This is a genomic window from Kitasatospora sp. NPDC088160, from assembly GCF_044741445.1.
Lineage (GTDB): Bacteria > Actinomycetota > Actinomycetes > Streptomycetales > Streptomycetaceae > Kitasatospora.
This window is the reverse complement of sequence record NZ_JBIUSS010000037.1, coordinates 1-18,792: the sequence shown is the minus strand read 5'-3', so window position 1 is coordinate 18,792 and position 18,792 is coordinate 1. Positions and strand designations below refer to the sequence as shown.

Genomic DNA, 18,792 nt, shown 5'->3' with positions numbered 1-18,792 from the left:
GCCGATCCCTCGGCGCGGGGTGCGGGTCGCGTGTCGGGGGCCTGGTCCTTTGTCTGGCCACCGGAGCTGATCCTGCCGACACCGGATGAAGGGGAGGACCCGCCCGCACGACCACCCGGTCGGACTCTCGCACCCTGCGGTGTCCCACCGTCGCCGGACGCCGCGCCGCCGCCACGCTTCCGGCCCGGACCGAACCCGCCGCGCTGCGCCCGGACCACCGGAGGACACCGGCGGCGTACTGCGAGCACGTGCTCGACGTCGCCGTCAGCGCTGGCCTCGTCCTGGCGGAGAACACGGGCGAGAAGGGCCCGGCCGAGGAGCAGACGGCCCGATGACCGTCGCGCTCGACAAAGCGGCCGCCCAGACCGGGCGTCTTCGTTCGGGCCGGCCGGGTAGGTGTCCCGCGTCGATGTGATCAGCTAGGTGGATGGGGGTGGCCTGCGGGGCCGTGCCGCTTTCGGCCGCTGGTTTTGTTCTGCTGTCGGAAGTTTCGGGCGCTGACCGGGGCGGCGCTGTTGCGGCTGTGCGGGCGGGAGCGCCCGCACGACCTGCTCCTCCAGGAAGGCGGCGGCGGGCCGTTGCGTATACGGACCTGCTCGCCGTGCTGCGCCCGGGCGCGTGGATCGTGAGCGATCGCCTGGTACACGCGGGTCGTGTGGCCCACCTGCCCGCGCACCGTCAGTCCCCTCTGACGTGCGGGGATCCCCCGTATGTTGACCGTGGAGCAGGGCTGGCTGGACGGGACCGACTCGGGGCTGTTCGTGCTGTGTCCCGAGACGGTCGCCGAGGGGTGGACGGGCTGCGACGAGGCCTTGTTGGAGGCCGCCGCGGACTACGCGGCCGCCTACCCGGTGCCCGGGCACGGGGACGTGCTGGTGTTGGGCGGGGAGCCGCTGCTGGTCGGGTGGCCGGCCGAGGAGCGGGTGTTCGTCAGGCCGCTCCACTTCGACTGCGCGGACGACGTCCGGCCGCTGGTGCGCGAGGCGCTGCGGTCGGGGGTGTGGGAGGACGGGCCGTTCCTCGACCTGACCGCCGGGCGGTACCTGCTCACGGACGTCTTCTACGACGGTGAGCCGTCCTCGAGCGCGGCGAGTACCTGACCGTCGAGCTCCCGCCCGGGCGCTACCTGGTCCAGTCGCTGAAGGCCGAGCCCGACAGGCGGGCGCAGTTCCATCTGGAGCGCCTGCTGCCACGGTGAGCGGACGTCCGGGGCCCTGTGCGGAGACGGGCGGCCCTGAAGTCCGGGGCCGGTGCGGGCACTGGGGCGGTGCCGCTCCCGGCCCACCGGGCGGTCGTCACCGGCCTGGAGGCGAAACTCGGTCCACCGCACGCCGGACGAGCTGATGGCCCGCGCCCTGGCCCTTGCCGGCCCCGAACACGACGACTGGTTCGCGTCGTTGTTCCGGGTCGCCGAGCCGCAGAGCCAGGACAGGTTCGACTGGGCCCGCGCGGTCGCGGAGGAGGCCGAGGACGGCGGCGAGCTCGATCGCCGGCGCTTCGCGTTCGACGTGATCAACTTCTTCGGCTTCGGCTTCGGCTTCGATGCCGACAACGACGACGAGTCGCCGTTCACCCGGGAGGCCGCATAGTTCCTCCGGCCCCGGCTGGACACCGAGCAGGACCCGTACGCCCTGCACACCGTCATCGCGGCCTTCACCGGCTACTGCTCCCGCGAGGAGCTCGCGGCCGTCCTGGCCCACGCCGACCACCCGGACCCGGGTGTTCGCCACTGCGTCGCTCTGGCGTTCCCCGCCCTCCTGGGCGACCGGCCCGACACGCTCGCCGTCCTTTTCTGCGCCTGGTCGACGACCCTGCTTCCGTCACCCGGTCCGCTTCACAGCTTCACTCACTTCCCCCTCGGCACCCGCGTCCTGCTGGACATCCCTGCTCTGCGCGCCGTGCTGGCGGCCCACCTCACCGACCCCCACTTCGACGCCCGCCTCGAAGCCGCCGCAGCCCTGGCCCTGCGCGGCGACGAACGCGGCACGCCGGTCCTCGACGAGATCCGCCGCGGCAGCGGTACCGCTGCTCCCGCCCGCGCGGGCCGCCTCGCCTGAAACCGACCATCACCGGCGCCCCGCTGGCTTTTCCTGGGGGAAACCTACCAACCGCAGGTCATCGGGCGGCGGTTTCCGCCCCCAGGGACCCACCGTGGGTCGGGGCACGGCACCTCCAGATCGGGCTTTAGGAGACTGGGGCCCGGGTAAAGGCTTTCCTGATGAGCGAGTTTCTCGGCGGACCGAGGTACACAGCACCTGCTCAGGGGGATGGCCATGGGATTTGATCCATGCATGGCGTATGCAAAAGCTTGTTTCGGACGCCAGGATGGCCTTTGACCGGGGCGATACCGACTTCGCCGCTGTTTTTGATATCGACGGCCCCGGCGTGACGATGAAGAAGATCCGCAAAGAGATCGACTTGAGCGTCAGAGCAGTGGAGGCAGCCGGCTGGCCGTGCATCGGGGTTCGGTCGTTCCTCGCGGAGATCCAGATCGGCTTCATCCGGGGAGACTGAGCGGCCAGCAGACGCCGACACGGTGCGGCCCGCTCGCCGGCCATCGCGGCCGATCAGGCCGACGCTCTCGCCCACGCCGCCCACGCGCCGGCATGCCGCTGAAGTCAAGGCCCGTACGGCCGAATTGAGGCCCGTTTCCCCGAAGCCGAGGGCACCGCGAAGCTGACGTCCCGGGAACCGGCCGCCCGTCAGGTCGCCCGGATGATCCTCGACGCCACCTCCTTGGGCCGGCCGGGAAGTCGCCGACTGTATCGGGGACCGACGCGCACGGCGGGTCTGTTCGTGATGCCCAGTCACCATTTCGCGGTGACGGAACCCGGGACCACCTGCCTGCCTGGCCGGTCGGGTCCGGGGTGTGGCGATCTCGCGGCCGGCGGTTACCGTCCGGGTTCCAAGGCCGCAGGGCCGGCCCGGTGCGGACGCAGGACGGTTGTGCGCGGGTGGATCGCTTCATGATCACCCGTCCCCGGGACGCCGGTACCAGCGGGCACCAGGTCCCGCCGGCGCCACCGGGCCGGAAATTCTTCGGCACGATCCCGTACTGCTAACCCTCCAGAGCCATCCATGACAGGAAGATTTCCCGTTCCGCGCGTCGATGCCGCCACCGCAAGGGGTTCCTGTGCGGCGAGACCTGCCCGACCGCGCCCGCATCGCGTGCGGGGCGGCGACCGCTTCTCCCACAGCGTCGCCCAGCCCTCCTCCTACTCCACCGGTTCCTCGGAGCGTCGCTTCCTCGTCCGACCAGCGGCAGTAGCTCATGAAGCAGGCGGTCCGTGAGGGACCAGAGGATGTGACCTGCGGATTTTCGGCGGGACCAGCCAGGGTGACCGGCGGCCCGGTACCCGTCCGCGTTCTCCCCTCGTCATATCTCGATCCGTCGTTTCCACCAGGGAAGGTCACCCGGTGCGAACGGGTCGTTGACTGTCCGGGCGAGGATGCGTTCGTCGAGAGGCCCGAGTTCTCTGCGCAGTTCTCGGCGGGCCCGGGTCCGCAGGGCCCGAACGGCCCGTTCCAGCAGGGTCCTGACGTGGTAGTACCCGCTTCGCAGGTCCGTATCGTCGTATCCGTACCACGCCGCCAGGTCGCGGCGCGGGCGCGTGCCGGCGGGAAAGGCCGGACACCGTCCGGTCGGCCTCGGCTGGCCGGTAATCCGTCACCGCGCAGCCGCGGAAGGAAGTCTGTCCGGTGGACGGGGGCTGGGTACTCCTCGACTCACCGTTGTGACGGCGCGTAGCGTGACAGACCATGAGATCGTTGATCCGCCGCGCGTGGTTCCTCCCGTTGACCGGCGCCCTGGCCGCACTGCTGGCGCTGGTTCTCAGCACGGTCGCGGCACTGTCGCAGTGGCGGACGGCGAGCCGCATCGACGCCGCACCGTTACGGGTGGACGCGACCATCACCGCTGCTGTGGCCATGAAGGGCGGAACGAGGTACACGCTCACCTACCGGGTTGCCGACCGCGACTACAGCACCGACTCCCTCACGCCGCACGGCGTCAGGTCACCGGGCATCGGTGCGACGGTCCTGCTGGAGGTCGCAGCCGACGACCCCGAGGCCTCACGCGTCACCGGCAGCCATTACCCCGACGACGCCCTCCAGCCCACGATGATCCTCGTGGCCACCGCCGCCGTTGCCGGCCTCGCCATCTCCCTGCGCTTCCTCCACACGGCCACCAGACGCAACCGCCCGAGCCCCTGAACCAACCCCGTCCTGGCTGTTCCGCGGCGGCTGCGTGGCCTGTCCCGGCTCGCTTTGTCCCCTGGGGCGGGGGCGCTTGTTCGCTGGTCTGGTCTGCCATCGGTGACCGCCCTGGCTGCCGTGGGCCGGCCCGGTAGGGACGCAGGACAGTCGTGCGCGGGTGGATCGCCTCATGACTGCCCATCCCCGGGTCGCCGATACCAGCGGCCATCAGCCCCGTCAGCGCTGCTGGACCGGAAATTCTTCGGCGTGCTCCCGCCCGGATGACCCCTTGAAGCCATCCACGACAGGAGGATTTCCCGTTTCGCGCGTCGCGCCATCGGGGCCGCCCGGTGCCGCGTGGCCTGCCCGGCTGCGCCCCGACCGACCGGGCCTTGTTCCCGCAGTCCTCCCGCCGTCCCCGGCCGTGCCCCCGTAGTTGTGGCAGGCGTCGGCCGTCCCATCCTGCTGCGCCCCGGGGATGACGTCGTCCCGATCGCTGCTCTCTTCGGCGCCGCCGCCCGCAGCCTGTTGTCGGGGTTCTCTTGTCGGTCGTCGTCACCGCCCCGCCTCGGGGGTGGTGAGAGCCTGTTCGCCGCCCCGGTCTGTCGTCGGTGACCGCCTGCCCCGGTCTGCCCCGCTCGGGCTCGCTCCCGGCCTGGCTGCCGCACTGTCGTCCCCCGGCCGGATGAGGCAAAAAGGGGGGGCTGCCCGGGGCCGAGCTGTTCGGGCCTGCTGTGCCCGCATGGTCGTCGTGCCCGTCATGGCCAGGATGGTGGCGAGCCCGGTGTCCCCGCCTGCCCGCCTGCCCGCCCTGCCGCCCCGCTGCCCTGCCGCCCCGCATCGCCGACTGTCGTCGCGGTCGCCTCCTCCCCGCCTCGTGCCCTCGCGGGCCGGGTTGACGGCCCGTCGGCGGGTGGTCGGATTGTTGGTGCGGTCAGGGGCTCGGGGGAGTGTGTTCCGGGCCCCGCCGGGGTGGAAGGCTGGGACGGCCTCGGGGCGCGGTGTCGGTGAGGTGGCGGTGGGCGGCGTGGAGGTGTTCAGCGGCTTGGCGCAGATGGTGGCAGGCCATGGAGGGAGAGACCGCGCTGTAGGGGCGGAGCCATCGTTCGGCGGCGTGGACGCGGGCGAGGGCGGCGGTGAGGGCCTGGTGGGCCGGCCGCATCGAGGGGATCTCGGCGACTTCGTCCGCGGTTCGGGCGAGCAGGACGGCGAGGTCCTCGGTGTCGGGCCACGCGCCGTCGGTGAAGTCGTGGCCCCACAAGGCCAGTCGGGCCGCGCATATCCCGACCCAGGCCTCCAGCCGGTCTTCCCAGGACGGCGGCCTGGCGGGCGGGGGCGGGGGCGGGTTCGCAATGATCGGCACCCGAACATGATCCGCCCACGGGCCACGGTTGCGTGGCCGTTTCACCGGAACCTGTTGACGACCTGTTGCACAACCCCACCCGGTACCGCCCAGGGCCGGGAGACGGTCAGGGAACTGTTCCCGGGTGCAGAGGGGGCGGGAGACGGGCCAGGAGTGCTTCCGGCGGCCGCCCGCCCGGGCCGCACACGGGCCAGGACGAGGTGGTCCCTCCCGTGGGCCGGGGATACGGCCGACGGGCGGCACAAGCACCTCCGCACAGGTACACCCGTCCTGGATCCGTACGGGAGTTCTCCGGCCCTCGGCGTGAACTGACCTGACAGGCAAGGGCATCCGGTGCGTAGGATCTCCTGTCGACCCGACCGCCCCTGCGGACGCACCGCACCGCACCGCACCTCGCCGATAGGCGCGCCGCACCCGCAGTGCACCGCAACCGCACCACATCGATCAGCGAGGAACGGGCCCGACGACAAGGCCTGGACCAGACCGTAACGGAGACGCCGGATGGAGACGCCGTGACTTCCGGAAGCTCGCAGCAACACCGCCTGACACAGGTACCCGAATCCCTTCGGGCCTTCGGCCGCTGGCAGCACGAGGGCGAAGCGGGCCGCCGGTGGCTGGCGGCCCTGCCGGACACCGTCGCCCAATGGTGCGACCGCTGGAACCTGAAGGTCGACGGGCCACCCATGCACGGCTACAACAGCCTCGTCGTGCCGGTCCGCCGGGGCGGCGAGCCACTGGCACTGAAAGTCACGTGGCCCGACCAGCAGATGCAGGAACAGGTACTCGCCCTGCGCCTGTGGAACGGCCACGGCGCGGTCCGCCTGCTCGACACCGACACCACGGCGGGCGTCATGCTGCTGCAACGCCTCGACCACACCCGTCCACTGCGCGACGCGCCACTGACACAGGCCGTCCCCGTGATCGGGACACTGCTACGGCGGCTGGCCATCGAGCCACCCGACGGCCTGCGCACGACGGCAGACATCGCTGCGGGCCACCGACGAGAACTCCCCGCCCAGTGGGAGGAACTCGGCCGCCCGATACCCCGACACACACTCGACCACGCACTGGACCTGGCCGAGGAACTGTCCCACGACGACTACACCGTCCTGGTCAACAACGACCTCCACTACGACCAGGTCCTGCGCACCCCCGACGGACACTGGTCGGTCGTCGACCCGCTGATCGTGCGCGGCGTCCTCGAATACCAGGTCGCACCCCTGCTGTGGAGCCGGTTCGACGAACTCGGCCCCTCGCGCGTCCAGTGGTGCATCGACGCCCTGACCGACGCCGCGGACCTCGACCCCGACCGCGCCCGCAAATGGGCACTACTGCGAGCCGTCGAGTACTGGATATGGGGCCTGCGCGCCGGCTTCACCGAGGACCCGGTGCGCTGCGCCCGGATCGTGGAAGCACTCACCTGACCCCCGCCCCGTCGCGCAGGACGGTAACGGTCAGCGTCAGTCGAGACCGGGCGCCGTGAACCGGCAAGCCTGCCGGACGGGCCCGGGGGAGTCCGGGTGCGGTGGTTTGCGTAGGCGGATCGGGGTGAGAAGAGGGCCGGCGGGGGGCCGCCCGTGCCCCGCCCCGCCCGCGCCCCGGTTCGCCACCGCCCCAACTGCTGTGAGGCAGTGGCGAGCCGGGTGAACTGGCCTGGTGACCGGCACGGCGGCCCCTTCGGCTGCCCGGACGCACTGATTCGGTTCAGTGCCGGACTCCAGGAACGCGGGTTGATCATCCATGACGGTGGCGCATCGGGCATCGCGGTCGGCTTCTGCCCTTGGCGCGGACAGGGCCTTCCCGAGTCGCAGCGGGATCGCCGGTCCGGCGAACTGGAGCGTCGCGGGGTCGATCCGTGGGAGGAGGAGGTTCCTGCCTAGTTCCAGCACGGGGGCTGGCTCGCTTCGCTACGTCAGGAGGGACGACAGCCGTTGATCCACTTCTGAAACAGGCCGGACTGTTGCCGGTGAGCAGGTTCTTGACGCCTTGCCCCAGCCGCAACGGGGTTCGTCGGCGACGGCGAACATGCCGGCCGCGAACGTGCCGGCCGCGACAGGGCCGCGTTCGCACGACAGGGCCGCCTTCGGACGGGAACCGCGTTCGTCGTCGCCGCAGGCCCGTTCGACCGGGCTAGCCGTGTTCGGTTTCGTCGTGGATGGTCAGTGCTCCGGCAAGGTCGAGGTCGGCGACAGTGCCGTGTGCCCCGGCGCGGACGAGCAGCACTGCGCCGAGCGCGGTGCTCCAGAACGTCCTGGCCTCCACGTCGAGCGGTCGACGGACCCTCCAGCCGCGACCGTCGACGAGCTGGCTCACGAAGCGCTGGGATTGCCGGAACAGCAACTGGAGGTGCCGGTCGACCACAGGGGCGAGTTCGGGCTTGGAGATCCCGGCGGCGAGTGCTCGCGCGACCGATGGGAGCGAGGGCATGGCCAGTACGGCGCGGGCGATGTTGCGCCGAAACGTCGCCGCATCGGGGGCTTGGCGACCGATGCGCTCGATCCGTCGGGCGTCGTGCAGCAAGCCGAGAAAGGCGGCGTGCACGAGCAGCGAGTCCTTGGAGCCGAAGTGGTAGGTGACCTGGTTGGGGAAGGCGCCTGCCGCGTTCGCGATCTCCGCGACGCTCACCTCGGCGCCGGGCCGCTCCTTGCAGAGCCGTGCGGTTGCCTCGATCAGCTGGCGTCTGGTCGCGCGACCGCGGTCACGCGACCGGGCCGGCGTTGGTCGGGCTTCGGTTCGCTTCTTCTCCACACCCGAATTGTATGTGATACAACTAGGCCCGTTCGCTTGTATCGCATACAAGAAAGGTTGAAGGGCATGCACAGGACTGAAGTCGTCGTCACCGGACTCGGCGCGATCACACCACTCGGCGCAGACGTGGAGTCCACCTGGAAAGCCCTGCTCGCCGGAGGGTCGGGCATCCGCGGCGGCGCCCTGCGCGGCCACAAGGACGCCGGCCTTCCCGACACCGCCGCAGGGACGATGGCGATCGACCCCGCCCAGTCGCTGCCGCCGGCGCAGGCCAGGCGGCTCGACCGCTCACAGCAGGCAGCCTTCACCGCAGCGGCCGAAGCCTGGGCCGACGCCGGCGCCCCGCAGGTCGACCCGGACCGGCTCGCATCAGCGATCGGCACGGGCATCGGGGGCGTCCGAACGCTACTGAAGGAAGACGACGTACTGGAGACGGCCGGGACACGGCGCGTCTCACCACGCACGGTACCGATGCTCATGCCCAACGCGGCAGCGGCGCTGATCAGCATCGAATACGGCGCACGGGCCGGGGCCTACACACCTGTCTCGGCATGCTCCTCCGGCGCCGAGGCGATCGCCCTGGGGGCCAGACTCATCCGTGCCGGCGAGGCGGACGTGGTCATCGCGGGCGGGACCGAGGCCGCGATCACCCCGATCACCGTCGCCGGCTTCGCCCAGGCGCAAGCACTGTCGCGGTACACCGCCGAACCCGCCTCGGCGTCCCGGCCGTTCGCCGCGGACCGCAGCGGATTCGTCCTCAGCGAAGGCGCCGCCGTCGTGGTACTCGAAAGCGCCGAGCATGCCAGCCGCCGACGCGCACACGTCCACGCCGTGCTCGCGGGAGCCGGCATCGCCGCCGACGCCCACCACATCACGGCACCCGCTCCCGACGGCTCCGGCCAGGTCTCCGCCATGCGCAAGGCCCTCGCCCAAGCCGGTTTGACTCCCGAGCAGATCAGCCACATCAACGCCCACGCCACCGGAACCCCGGCCGGCGACACCGCCGAGGCACACGCGATCAGAAAGGTCTTCGGCCGCGCCACCGTCACAGCCCCCAAGGCGGCACTCGGCCACCTCTTCGGCGCGGCCGGTGCGATAGAGGCGCTCATCGCCGTCCTCAGCGTGGAACACGGCGTCATCCCGCCGACCCGCAACCTCACCGCAGCCGGCATCGGACCCGACATCGACCTCGATGTCGCCACAGCACGACGAGACATCCCCCAGGAGGCCGTACTCAGCAACTCATTCGGCTTCGGCGGACAGAACGTCTCACTCATTGTCACCCGCGCACAACACCACACGTCCCGCACCGCCTCGACGACACCATGACCCACGCGAACCCACCACTGCCCCCACAGGGCCGCCACCGCGTGATCGAACATTGCAAGACCCGTCCGATCACACATATCACCCGCAGGGACGGGGACTTCCTGAGCAACGGCGCCGAAACGGGTGAACCGGCACCCGCGACACGCCGAACACGGGTTGACTGACCGAAGCTCGACGCCACACCATCAGCCGAACACGACACCAGCCGACGTGGTCACACACATTGAGGAGATGCGGCACGCCCACAAGCGGCCGGCCCCTCGCAACGCCCACGAGCGACGAGATTGTGACCTCGCGCCGCAAAGGCAAGAGCAAGCGCCGCGCAGCCCGGGCCCGTGGTGGGCGCGCTACACGATCCACCTGACGATCCTCGGCGGTGTCTTCCTCGCGGTGTTCCTGACCTGGATCACCGGGACCAGGCAGCGACCGACGGGCGTGGCGGGATACGTCCGGTGGGCGGTCGCGGTGGCCGTCGGGTTCGGCCTGGCAGGGACCAGCGCCGACTCGGTGTGGAAGACAACCGAACCCGTCCACGTGTCGGCGACGGAGATCGCGCCGCACTACTACACCGTGAACGAGACGATCGACCTGATGCGCCACCGCCGCAAGCAGCAGGACCAGGTCTGGCCGTGGAACACGTTCGGCCATGTGCGGAGCCTGCCCCACGGATCGGTCATCGCGATCACGGACCAGGGACCGGACATCCGGCTGCCGCTCATCGGCCTCAAGATGGAACGCAAGCTTGTCCAGGTCACGGCCACCGACGACCTCAACGCCCTCTACACCGACCTGCGACGCAGCGGTGCGCAGTACCTCGCGCTCGATCCGTCCAACTGGCGGGACGGCGAGATCGCCAAGGCGGTCAACACGGACCCCGCCCGGTTCCACCTGATCAGCGGGAAAGACCCGGTCCGCGTCTACGCCGTCAACGGCTAAATGTGCACCCGCCGAAGCCTCGTCGGGATCTTCTGCTTGAGCCGTTCATAGGGCGCCTGGCCGCCGAGAGCTCCGCGCGGGCGGTGGTAGTCGCCGGAGTCCTCCCGCTCTCGGAGATTGTTACGCCATTCCCCTCGTAGCTGGAGTCGCGACCAGCGGCGCCGTCGAAGGCGTTGTTGGCGCCTCCTGGAATCGGCCCTGCCCGCGCCTCCGTGAAAGCGGTCTGTGGGCGCTACTGCTGCCGCACCTCAGCGTGGGCTCCTGCCTCGAGGAGTTCACGTACGGCGCACCTGTAGCGCCACGATGCCCCGCCAGCCCGCGAGCCAGGTCTCCGTCCCTTCCCCTTCGGTCTTCCCCACCCCCGGCCGGGCGCGCCTGCTGCCCTCCCGCTCCGCCGGGTACGGTTGGCTACCGGGCCGCCGTCGCGGCCTGCCGCATCGCCCGGGTGGGCCGCGGAGTGCTCCGCCCCCGCAGGTCGCAGCCCTATTCCCGGGCGGGAGACAGGTCTAGCATTCCCGCCACGGTGGTCCCGTCACAGCACCACCAGGGCGCCGAGCAGAGCAGCCGCGCCGTGACCCCGGCGCTGCTGGCCTCCCACCGGCCGGGCCCGCACGGAACGCACCCCCGACGTTCCCGGGCGCGGCCGTGCTGCGCCTCGCCGCGACCCGGGGGCCGCCAGGTGGCAGGCGTGCGCTGGAGAGACCGGGTGGTTCAGCCGCCCAGCGCTAGCTAGTCCTGCTGGGCCCCCTCGGAACCACCCTCGCTCGCACCACCGACCTTGCCGCCGACGAAGACCACGCTCAGTGCGAGAGCGGCCGCACCGGCGGCTGCCACCACCTTCATCCCTGTCCCCAGGAACTGCTTGCTCTCGCTGTCCTTCTCAGACACTTGCCGCACGTTCCGGTCGAGACGGTCGTGGAGGGCCTCCCGCTGCTCCCAGCTGAGGTCGTCCCGACCGAGGTCGGCCCGCAGGGCGTCCCGCTGGTCCTGCGAAGCCCGGTAGAAGTGCTCCTGGCTGTTCTCGTTGGCCGCGAGCGTGGACTTGTGGGCCTCCTTGACCGCATCGATGTCGGCCTTGCCCAGGTCCTTGAAGGCGGGGAACTGCTCGATGAGCTTGAGCCGCACCCCGGTGGCCATCTCAGGCATCGCGGCCGCGAACTTGAGCACCCTGTTCTTGGACATGCTCCGCCAGGTCTCGATCCCCAACTTCCGTTTGACCGCTGCCTCGTCCGCGCCGCCCATGCCCTGACTCCGTCCGCCGTCCCCTGACGTCTCCCGGATCCTAGCGGTGCCCATCGCCAGGCAGCGGCGCGGTGCCAGGGGCGCCGGAGTACTGCCGGGCGACCCCTGGCGAGGCCTTGCCGTCCTTGGGGAACCCGGTTGTCGTCCACGGCCGACAACTCGGCCCGCACCGCCCGCCGCGCCAGGCGGGTCCGCATGTCCTAGACCGGCCAGGTCGAGGACAGAAAAGCAGCGTGCAGCGCTGCGCATCCGCTCGGCCAGCACCAGGACGGCGGTGCGCACCTGCTCCACCGACTCGCGCAGCGCACCGGTCAGCTGCCGCGCCCTACAGGTGCGGGCCGCCGACCCCCGCCACCCCGGCCTGCCACGGCGGGTGCCGGGCGTGGACGTCGTACGTCGACCTGGGTGCCAGCGCCTGGCGCCTGTTCTGGACCTACGACCACCTCGACGCCGACGGTCACCAGGGCGACGCCGAGAGGGATGGCACGGTCACCGTGTTGATGGTTGGTCCGCACCTGTAGCGCCAGGACGCCCCACCGACCCGGGCCCGGCGTGGCGCCGGGCACAGCCGACAGAGAGAAGGGGGAGTGGGGATGAGCGCCCAGCCCGCCGAACACGGGCCCGGCGGCGGCCGTCTCGGTCTGCCGCCGATGGACACGCTGCAGGAACTGCGCGCCGCGCTGCGAGCCAGCCACGGCTTCCCCGGCGACGCCGAGCGCCTGGACACCGAGCTCGCCGCCCAGTTGCTGCGCCGCGTGCCGGCTGACCGGCACGACCAGGTCCGAGCATGACGAACGCCCCGCACCAGACCGGTACGGGGCGTCGTGCTGCGAACGTCAGGCGGGGCGGATGTGCTCGGCCTGGGGGCCCTTCTGGCCCTGGGTGACGTCGAAGGTCACCTTCTGGCCCTCCTGGAGCTCACGGAAGCCCTGCGAGTCGATGTTGGAGTAGTGGGCGAAGACGTCCGGGCCGCCGCCGTCCTGCTCGATGAAACCGAAGCCCTTCTCGGCGTTGAACCACTTCACGGTGCCGGTGGCCATGCTGCTGCTCCCTGGTCGGGGACGAGATACGCGCTGGTGCGTACCCCTGGGGTTGAGGTGATCGCCCTGGTCCTCCGACTGCCGGTGCTGCGGTACTTCGGATCCACGACTGCTAACTCAGACGGTACCCACGACAGCAGAGATCATGCAGCTGCTCCCCCGGGCCGGCGCAGGGACGTGTTCTGGCTGCCGTCCTCGCCGACGAAGCCCGTCAGCGCGACGAGCTGCGTGCGTTCCTGGAACAGTGGTGAACCCGGCGCCGACGGGCTGGGACGGCTGGGGCTCATGCCTTCGGCGTGCAAGGCCACCCGGACCTGCGCAACGAGTTCTACGAGCACGTCCAGCAGCGCGGTGCCGTCCTGGACACCGAAGCCCGCTTGCGGGCCACGATCGCCAAGCTGAAGAAGACCGTCGCCGCGAAGAACAAGGAGCTCAGCCAGCTCCGGGTCGACGTTCCCGCCATGGTCCGCGTGGTCAACCAGCTCACTCTGGAGAACCAGAGCCTGCGCGACGAACTCACGACCGATGGCCCCAACGTCGTGCCGTTCAAACGGCGCCCGCCCCGGTAGCGAACACCTGGGTCCAGGGAGGCCGAACGCGGTGGGCGCCTTTCGGACGAGGAGAGGTCACGAGCCGAGCCGGCCGAACCCAGGAGCTATCCGCATCGCCTCATCGTGCGACGGACCCGCGAGCGTTACGCCGCCGTCCAGGACCTCCTGCGGCACCGCATCCTGCACACTCGCTGACGACATCACCATCCGTCCATATTCACGCTTCCGGAGGCAGGGCCCAAGTTCACGTCCTACTTCGGTCAGGGGGCCTTGCCGAGGAAGAGAACATTCGGGGCCATCTTTTGGGAACCCCATACCTGTGCGGGCAAGTAACCGCTGGTGTCCATGCCGATGCAGTCGTACGGCTTGAAAATGGAATAATTCTCCCCTTGAGCGCCGTCGAGATATCCGTGGACCAAGCGCCAGCCGAAGTCTCCGACGTCGAGGAGGGTGAACCAGTTGTGGGTGGGTGCCACCTTGGATTGGACCGCTGGCGCGCGATCACCGGCGCCCACCTGGTCGCCGTGGTCCGCGCCGGCGGCAGGTTCGAGAACAGCGCCCTGGTCGAGCGCACCGAGGTGGCGGCGTGACCGAGCTCCTCAGCCCTGGCAGCCACACAGCCGAGGTGGAACTGCAGATCGACCAGGTCACCATCGTGAACTCGGCTGAGGCCATGGCCACGGTGCGCTGCATCCTCGGCCCGGTCCGTCGCGGCGCCCGCTTCGACCACATCCGCGACTCGGCAGAAGCCATCGACCTGGAGCTGACGCAGATCCTCGCCTACTTCGGACGATCCGTCGACGAACTCGACCCCGTCCACACCGGGCTGGCGACTCTCCGGGGCACAGGAGTACAACTCCTGACCTCGGCTGCCCCGCACTCCGGCTGGCAGGCCATCCGGGGAACCAACCCGCGGCCATGACCAAGCCATCCACAGGTATTGACTATTGCTCGGGTTGAGCTCTGCCAACTCAGACGAGAGTTGAGACTCAGGCCCTGGTAGCGGCTGGCGGTGACCCGGCCGCCGTAATCGATGTACATCCCGCTGGGGGAATGGTCCAGGTAGGGTCCGTCAAACTGCCAGGTCAAGGTCGAACCGTCGTTCCAGGTCAGAATCTCGGTGCCCGACCCGAGGGAGTCCGACCCGTGAGGGCCGCCACAGGAGATGCCGGTGAAGCTGCCGGTGAACGAGGCCAGACCCTCGGCGGTGGACCCCGAACAGTTTCCGCCCACCTCGGCGTGGGTGACGACCTCGTCCTTCGGAACGTCATCCAGCCCGGGAAAGAACGTGCCGGTATCGACGCCGTCATCGCATGTCACCCCCGGTTCCGCGGCGTCCGCGCTGGTGGCGGCAGCGGGAAGAGTGAAGGCGACCGTGGCGAGAAGTACCGCAGCGACCGTGGCCCTACGCGCAGCAGGCATGAACGTCCATCCTTCGGGTGAGAGCGGCCGGCGCCACCTGCTGCCAGCCACGAAAGCACCGCGCCTACCGGACCACATCCGGCACGAACCATCCGGCCTACCCCCCTCCAAGCCCTCCCTGACGTGGGTCTCACCCGGTGAGCACACGCCCGCTCAAAGGACGTCTGGCCCTGCCGGTCGCGGTCCCGGGCTCGCACTGGGCGTTGGCGGAGTCTCGGCGAGCCTGGCCGGTGGCGAACCACTCTGTCCGGCGTCACTGGACCCTGACCGTTCGCCACTGAGCGTTGACGACCGGTAGTTTCCTGCCACTGGAGTTTGGCAGGGTGGGACTCGGCGGCTTGGAGGAGAGGGGACTCGCTATGAAGGCGGTAGATGATGACGAGGCCGCTGCGGCCCTGACGTACCTCGCTGTGATTCAGATTCGCGCTATGGCCCGGCGGCGACAGCCCTTCTACCAGTGGATGGGCGATGACTATGTCGTCTGCATCGGGTGGCTTGCCGACCTCGTGCACAACCTGGCAGGGCCTCGTGGGCGAACGAGGCTGTGGAGGCTCCGCCGGAAGCGGCGCCGCTGTATGGAATACACCTGGGCAGTGGCAGGGGAGACTGGCCGGAAGTGGATCATCGACAGTTTGGAGGCGGAAGGACTCGTGTGGGAACCGCCGTCGGACACGTGCCTCCCACGTGAGCGCGACAACCGCGCGTGAGAGCACGTCGTGCCCCAAACGGGATGCGGTCAAACTCACCCGGGGACGACACCGATGGCGCCAGTCAAGAAATGCCATGATCCCTGAGCTTGGCATCCCCGATCCGTCTCATGAAACCTGGCGAGCTGTTGAGCGGCGCGGAAGAGTGCAGTCGGCAGCCCGCTGACCTGCGGACTGCACTGTTTCGTGCGGTGGGCCGGGTGCCGTCGACCGCGCGGAAGGGCGCAAGCCGATGAGCAAGGTTCGACCCGCGCTGGCGGACGGGCGGTCCGCTGATGAGGCGGAAAGTCCGTTGACCAGCGGAGACGTTGGCGAAAGTCCAGCCGACTGCACTCTTCCGCGCGGCACTGAACTACCTACTGCACTGTTCCCTGCGGTACTGCACTCTTTGGTGCCGCTCGACACGAGCCTCAGCCCAGCACGAGCGCCACCGCCATGATCAGTGAGACTGGGCAGGCACGACCAGGCGACGGGACGCGCCATGCACGGACCCACGGCGCAGGTGAGGGCAGCAGCAGTCACACCCCACGGTCCCGAACCGGATAGAGCCTGACGTGCAAAACCCGCACCTCCCGCCACGGATCGTCCGGAGCGGACACCAACGCGGTCACCAGCTCCCGCTTGTTCGGAGCGGGCAGCACCAACAGACCCAGGTCCTTTGCGGTGCGGGCCTGCACGCACCCCGGGCGCTCCAGCCGGTCGGGGCCGGCCTTCTCCCGCAGCTCCAGCTTCGAGCCCTCCTTACCGCCGATCGAGCCCCGGCACGTCCAGCACGGGCGCAGCGCGGCGTTGGCCGTGCGGACGGCTTCCAGCTGCTCGAAGTCCGTCTGGTCTGTAGACGTCATGGAATCGCCCGATCAGCAGCGGAACGGCATCCTCCGGCTTGTTGCTGCTGACGCTGTGTCATGGCCCAGGGCAAGCCGTACCCCAGCGACCTGTCCGACACCCGATGGGCCCTGATAGAGCCGACTCTGACGGCCTGGAGAAAGGCCCGGCTCGACCGCAGGCCCACCGGACAGCCGGCGAAAGTCGACCTGCGCGACGTCTTCAACGCGATCCTCTACGTCAACCGAACCGGAATCCCCTGGAAATACCTTCCACACGACTTCCCCAACCACGGCACCGTCTACGCCTACTATGCCGCGTGGCGCGACGAGGGAATCTTCGCCCAGCTGAACTACGATCTCACCGGACTGGCCCGGGTGAAGGAAGGCCGCAAGCCCGAGCCGACTGCCTCGGTGATCGACACCCAGAGTGTGAAGACCTCCACCAATGTGCCCGTGACCAGCCAGGGAACCGACGCCGCGAAGAAGATCGTCGGTCGGAAGCGGGGGATCCTCACTGACACGATCGGCCTGATCCTCGCCGTGGTCGTCACTGCCGCGAGCCTGTCCGAGAACGCCGTGGGAATACAGCTCCTTGATCAGGCCAAGAAGACCTATCCGAGCATCTCCAAGAGTTGGGTCGACACCGGCTTCAAGAACGCCATGGTCGAGCATGGAGCCGGCCTCGGAATCGACGTCGAAGTCGTCCACCGGAAGTCCGACATCCCTGGATTCCATGTTGCGAAAAGGCGGTGGGTGGTCGAACGGAGTCTCGGGTGGATCATGCTGCGGCGGCGCCTCGCCCGCGACTACGAGACCCTCCCGGCCAGCTCCGAGGCCATGATCCACGTCGCCTCGATCGACAACCTCACCAAGCGCATAGCGGACGAAAGCACACCAACCTGGCGAGGAACCTACTAGGGCATAAGGTGCAATTAGCCCACACTAAACGCCCACTGAGGCCCGATCCGGTGTGCCGCCCGGAGACTACCGTCGTGCGGGTTCGCGCCGCCGTCTCCACCGCGTCGGCCCGCTGAATCCGGCGGCGGAACCGGAGAGCAGAACCTCCTCCGAGTCCCTGCGCCTGCCAGGGATTGCCCTGGCAGGTTAACGCGCGCCTCGGACAGCAGCCCGTCCGCGCGTCTTCTGGCTCCTGCCTCACGGCCGTGACCAGGAATCCGGCGGCCTCTCGGCCGTCCGCGCCAGCGATCGGCGCGAGGCAGGTTCGGGCGGCGAGGCGGCGGCCCGTCAGAGGGGAATGATGCGGGTGAGGTGTACGAGGTGGCTGTGAGTGTCGATGACGTACTCGGCCAGGCCGCGTCCGTGGGGGATCGGGAGTCGACGCCAGTCGCCGGCGCTGTCGCGGGCGCTGCTCTCCGGCAGCCATGGGTTCTCGGCGATCGCGACGATCGCGGAGAACAGGTCGACCGGCAGGCCGGGATCGGACAGGGCGTCCTGGACGGCTTCGGACGGCAGGACCGGCCACAGGCCGTCCGGCTCTTCGTCACTCACCCGGCAGGTCCCCGCCCCGCTCACGGCGCAGCCGTAGGACGTCGGCCATGGTGGTGGTGGGCAGGGTGGCGTTGCGGGCGGCGGCGATGATGCGGTCCTGGTCGGGGTCGGTGTCCATTTCGGCCTCGCACCACCAGCGGTTGAGGACCTGCTCGGCCTGGTCGATGGGGGCCTGGCCGAGTTCGCGGTAGAACTCAATCCGGCGCCCGCCCTGCAGGGCGGCGGTGATGCCGTCGGGGATGCGCGGCACTCGGGGCTGCGGTGGGTGGTGATGGTACATGGGTTGGAGGCTCATCGGGTTCCTCCTGCCTCTGCCTCTCGGCACCACGGTATCGGGTGCCGGCCGGTCGCAGGGCCGCGCCCGCCATGGCCACTCCCGATCTCCACCGGCTGCGTCCGGGAGTTGGCTGGTCCTGCGAGACTGTCATCATGACCGCCAACCGCCGCAGCCTCGGGCTGCCCGCATTCTCCGAGCCCGCCGCCGACGCTCCCGCGCCTGCCCAGTCCGGCGGGCGCCAGCTGCTGCCAGTGGAGCAGGGCGCGGACTTCCGCCAGCCGCCTGGCGAGACCGCGCCAGCGCCCGCCCCGGCGCGGCGCCCGCTCGCCGCCGGCCTGACCTTCTCCGACCCGGACCGGCAGATTTGACCCGCTCCGACCATTCCACACAGCTCTGACCTGCGCAGGTTTCATAAACCGGACCAAGGCCGAGCCGCCTCGAAGCGGTCGCGAATCTATCCAAGGTTGTCGTTCCGGTGACGAGCCAGGGGTGGCGTCCCACACCGGGTTGTCGCTGAGCGTGGTTCGTCCCGCGTGAGCTTGTCGTCCGGGATACTGAAGTTGAATTCGTGATGTCGCTCGGATGGGTGAAGCAGTAGCGTTCGCCTGCCGTTGGAGGGTTGGTCCCGGTAGTCGTGTGCTGTGAGG

At 69.8% G+C, this 18,792-nt stretch carries 23 protein-coding genes; 14 read left to right on the top strand and 9 right to left on the bottom strand.

The genetic code is table 11. The features are described 5' to 3' along the window. Window positions 1-710: 710 nt before the first annotated feature. From ACIOGZ_RS38420 to ACIOGZ_RS38400, 5 genes are all read left to right on the top strand, one after another. On the top strand, window positions 711-1,100 hold the full coding sequence (locus ACIOGZ_RS38420; RefSeq protein WP_400989331.1) for a hypothetical protein: 390 nt from the start codon (window positions 711-713) through the stop codon (window positions 1,098-1,100). A 243-nt stretch (window positions 1,101-1,343) separates the two neighbouring features. Continuing rightward, window positions 1,344-1,589: a hypothetical protein gene (locus tag ACIOGZ_RS38415; RefSeq protein WP_363633113.1), complete on the top strand. Its 246-nt coding sequence runs from the start codon at window positions 1,344-1,346 to the stop codon at window positions 1,587-1,589. Window positions 1,590-1,898: 309 nt separating this feature from the next. Further along, a complete protein-coding gene (locus ACIOGZ_RS38410; RefSeq protein WP_363633115.1) occupies window positions 1,899-2,057 on the top strand; it encodes a hypothetical protein in 159 nt (52 codons plus the stop codon). 241 nt (window positions 2,058-2,298) lie between these two features. Further along, window positions 2,299-2,514, top strand: coding sequence for a hypothetical protein (locus ACIOGZ_RS38405; RefSeq protein WP_363633117.1), 216 nt, complete (start codon window positions 2,299-2,301; stop codon window positions 2,512-2,514). 1,245 nt (window positions 2,515-3,759) lie between these two features. Continuing rightward, complete coding sequence (locus ACIOGZ_RS38400) at window positions 3,760-4,212, top strand: hypothetical protein (protein ID WP_400811950.1); 453 nt, start codon at window positions 3,760-3,762, stop codon at window positions 4,210-4,212. Between the two features lie 916 nt (window positions 4,213-5,128). Here the strand turns inward: ACIOGZ_RS38400 and ACIOGZ_RS38395 are convergent. Continuing rightward, on the bottom strand, window positions 5,129-5,557 hold the full coding sequence (locus ACIOGZ_RS38395) for a hypothetical protein (protein WP_363586070.1): 429 nt from the start codon (window positions 5,555-5,557) through the stop codon (window positions 5,129-5,131). Window positions 5,558-6,069: 512 nt separating this feature from the next. Here ACIOGZ_RS38395 and ACIOGZ_RS38390 point away from each other — a divergent pair. Together ACIOGZ_RS38390 and ACIOGZ_RS38385 are read left to right on the top strand one after the other, a co-directional pair. Next, window positions 6,070-6,981 (top strand): aminoglycoside phosphotransferase family protein, encoded by a 912-nt coding sequence (locus ACIOGZ_RS38390; protein WP_363586071.1) that lies wholly within the window; start codon window positions 6,070-6,072, stop codon window positions 6,979-6,981. A 153-nt stretch (window positions 6,982-7,134) separates the two neighbouring features. Continuing rightward, complete coding sequence (locus ACIOGZ_RS38385; RefSeq protein WP_400989328.1) at window positions 7,135-7,437, top strand: DUF6980 family protein; 303 nt, start codon at window positions 7,135-7,137, stop codon at window positions 7,435-7,437. A gap of 250 nt (window positions 7,438-7,687) precedes the next feature. Here ACIOGZ_RS38385 and ACIOGZ_RS38380 read toward each other — a convergent pair whose 3' ends face one another. Then, window positions 7,688-8,305: a TetR/AcrR family transcriptional regulator C-terminal domain-containing protein gene (locus ACIOGZ_RS38380; RefSeq protein ID WP_363586073.1), complete on the bottom strand. Its 618-nt coding sequence runs from the start codon at window positions 8,303-8,305 to the stop codon at window positions 7,688-7,690. 66 nt (window positions 8,306-8,371) lie between these two features. Here ACIOGZ_RS38380 and ACIOGZ_RS38375 point away from each other — a divergent pair, with 66 nt between their 5' ends. Both ACIOGZ_RS38375 and ACIOGZ_RS38370 read left to right on the top strand, forming a co-directional pair. Beyond that, window positions 8,372-9,634 (top strand): beta-ketoacyl-[acyl-carrier-protein] synthase family protein, encoded by a 1,263-nt coding sequence (locus ACIOGZ_RS38375; protein WP_400989327.1) that lies wholly within the window; start codon window positions 8,372-8,374, stop codon window positions 9,632-9,634. A 210-nt stretch (window positions 9,635-9,844) separates the two neighbouring features. After that, entirely contained in the window at window positions 9,845-10,570 is a 726-nt protein-coding gene (locus ACIOGZ_RS38370; protein WP_400989325.1) for a hypothetical protein, read from the top strand. A 729-nt stretch (window positions 10,571-11,299) separates the two neighbouring features. On the opposite strand, the gene ACIOGZ_RS38365 is transcribed toward ACIOGZ_RS38370, so the two are convergent. Beyond that, window positions 11,300-11,812 (bottom strand): hypothetical protein, encoded by a 513-nt coding sequence (locus ACIOGZ_RS38365; RefSeq protein WP_400989324.1) that lies wholly within the window; start codon window positions 11,810-11,812, stop codon window positions 11,300-11,302. Between the two features lie 593 nt (window positions 11,813-12,405). Between ACIOGZ_RS38365 and ACIOGZ_RS38360 the strand changes: the two genes are divergently transcribed. Beyond that, the gene (locus ACIOGZ_RS38360) at window positions 12,406-12,603 is read left to right on the top strand and encodes a hypothetical protein (protein ID WP_363633129.1); all 198 of its coding nucleotides are present in this window, start codon (window positions 12,406-12,408) and stop codon (window positions 12,601-12,603) included. Window positions 12,604-12,648: 45 nt separating this feature from the next. On the opposite strand, the gene ACIOGZ_RS38355 is transcribed toward ACIOGZ_RS38360, so the two are convergent. Both ACIOGZ_RS38355 and ACIOGZ_RS38350 read right to left on the bottom strand, forming a co-directional pair. Continuing rightward, window positions 12,649-12,852, bottom strand: coding sequence for a cold-shock protein (locus ACIOGZ_RS38355; RefSeq protein WP_363586077.1), 204 nt, complete (start codon window positions 12,850-12,852; stop codon window positions 12,649-12,651). Between the two features lie 143 nt (window positions 12,853-12,995). Next, window positions 12,996-13,139, bottom strand: coding sequence for a hypothetical protein (locus ACIOGZ_RS38350; protein ID WP_400989322.1), 144 nt, complete (start codon window positions 13,137-13,139; stop codon window positions 12,996-12,998). A 9-nt stretch (window positions 13,140-13,148) separates the two neighbouring features. Here ACIOGZ_RS38350 and ACIOGZ_RS38345 point away from each other — a divergent pair, with 9 nt between their 5' ends. Continuing rightward, window positions 13,149-13,421: a hypothetical protein gene (locus ACIOGZ_RS38345; protein ID WP_400989320.1), complete on the top strand. Its 273-nt coding sequence runs from the start codon at window positions 13,149-13,151 to the stop codon at window positions 13,419-13,421. A 242-nt stretch (window positions 13,422-13,663) separates the two neighbouring features. Here the strand turns inward: ACIOGZ_RS38345 and ACIOGZ_RS38340 are convergent, their stop codons facing one another. Next, a complete protein-coding gene (locus ACIOGZ_RS38340; RefSeq protein WP_363633135.1) occupies window positions 13,664-13,879 on the bottom strand; it encodes a hypothetical protein in 216 nt (71 codons plus the stop codon). A gap of 110 nt (window positions 13,880-13,989) precedes the next feature. Here ACIOGZ_RS38340 and ACIOGZ_RS38335 point away from each other — a divergent pair, with 110 nt between their 5' ends. Continuing rightward, window positions 13,990-14,325 carry a hypothetical protein gene (locus ACIOGZ_RS38335; RefSeq protein WP_363586080.1) on the top strand — a complete coding sequence of 112 codons (336 nt, stop codon included), beginning with the start codon at window positions 13,990-13,992 and terminating at the stop codon, window positions 14,323-14,325. A 1,725-nt stretch (window positions 14,326-16,050) separates the two neighbouring features. On the opposite strand, the gene ACIOGZ_RS38330 is transcribed toward ACIOGZ_RS38335, so the two are convergent. Beyond that, entirely contained in the window at window positions 16,051-16,377 is a 327-nt protein-coding gene (locus ACIOGZ_RS38330; RefSeq protein WP_400812412.1) for a hypothetical protein, read from the bottom strand. A 60-nt stretch (window positions 16,378-16,437) separates the two neighbouring features. Here ACIOGZ_RS38330 and ACIOGZ_RS38325 point away from each other — a divergent pair, with 60 nt between their 5' ends. After that, window positions 16,438-17,277: an IS5 family transposase gene (locus ACIOGZ_RS38325; protein WP_400989317.1), complete on the top strand. Its 840-nt coding sequence runs from the start codon at window positions 16,438-16,440 to the stop codon at window positions 17,275-17,277. A gap of 327 nt (window positions 17,278-17,604) precedes the next feature. Here ACIOGZ_RS38325 and ACIOGZ_RS38320 read toward each other — a convergent pair whose 3' ends face one another. After that, window positions 17,605-17,868 (bottom strand): hypothetical protein, encoded by a 264-nt coding sequence (locus tag ACIOGZ_RS38320; RefSeq protein ID WP_363633140.1) that lies wholly within the window; start codon window positions 17,866-17,868, stop codon window positions 17,605-17,607. Continuing rightward, window positions 17,861-18,163 carry a hypothetical protein gene (locus ACIOGZ_RS38315; protein WP_400812409.1) on the bottom strand — a complete coding sequence of 101 codons (303 nt, stop codon included), beginning with the start codon at window positions 18,161-18,163 and terminating at the stop codon, window positions 17,861-17,863. The genes ACIOGZ_RS38320 and ACIOGZ_RS38315 overlap by 8 nt, the downstream gene beginning before the upstream one ends. A 134-nt stretch (window positions 18,164-18,297) precedes the next feature. Between ACIOGZ_RS38315 and ACIOGZ_RS38310 the strand changes: the two genes are divergently transcribed. Further along, window positions 18,298-18,513 carry a hypothetical protein gene (locus ACIOGZ_RS38310; RefSeq protein WP_363586085.1) on the top strand — a complete coding sequence of 72 codons (216 nt, stop codon included), beginning with the start codon at window positions 18,298-18,300 and terminating at the stop codon, window positions 18,511-18,513. Window positions 18,514-18,792 lie beyond the last annotated feature (279 nt).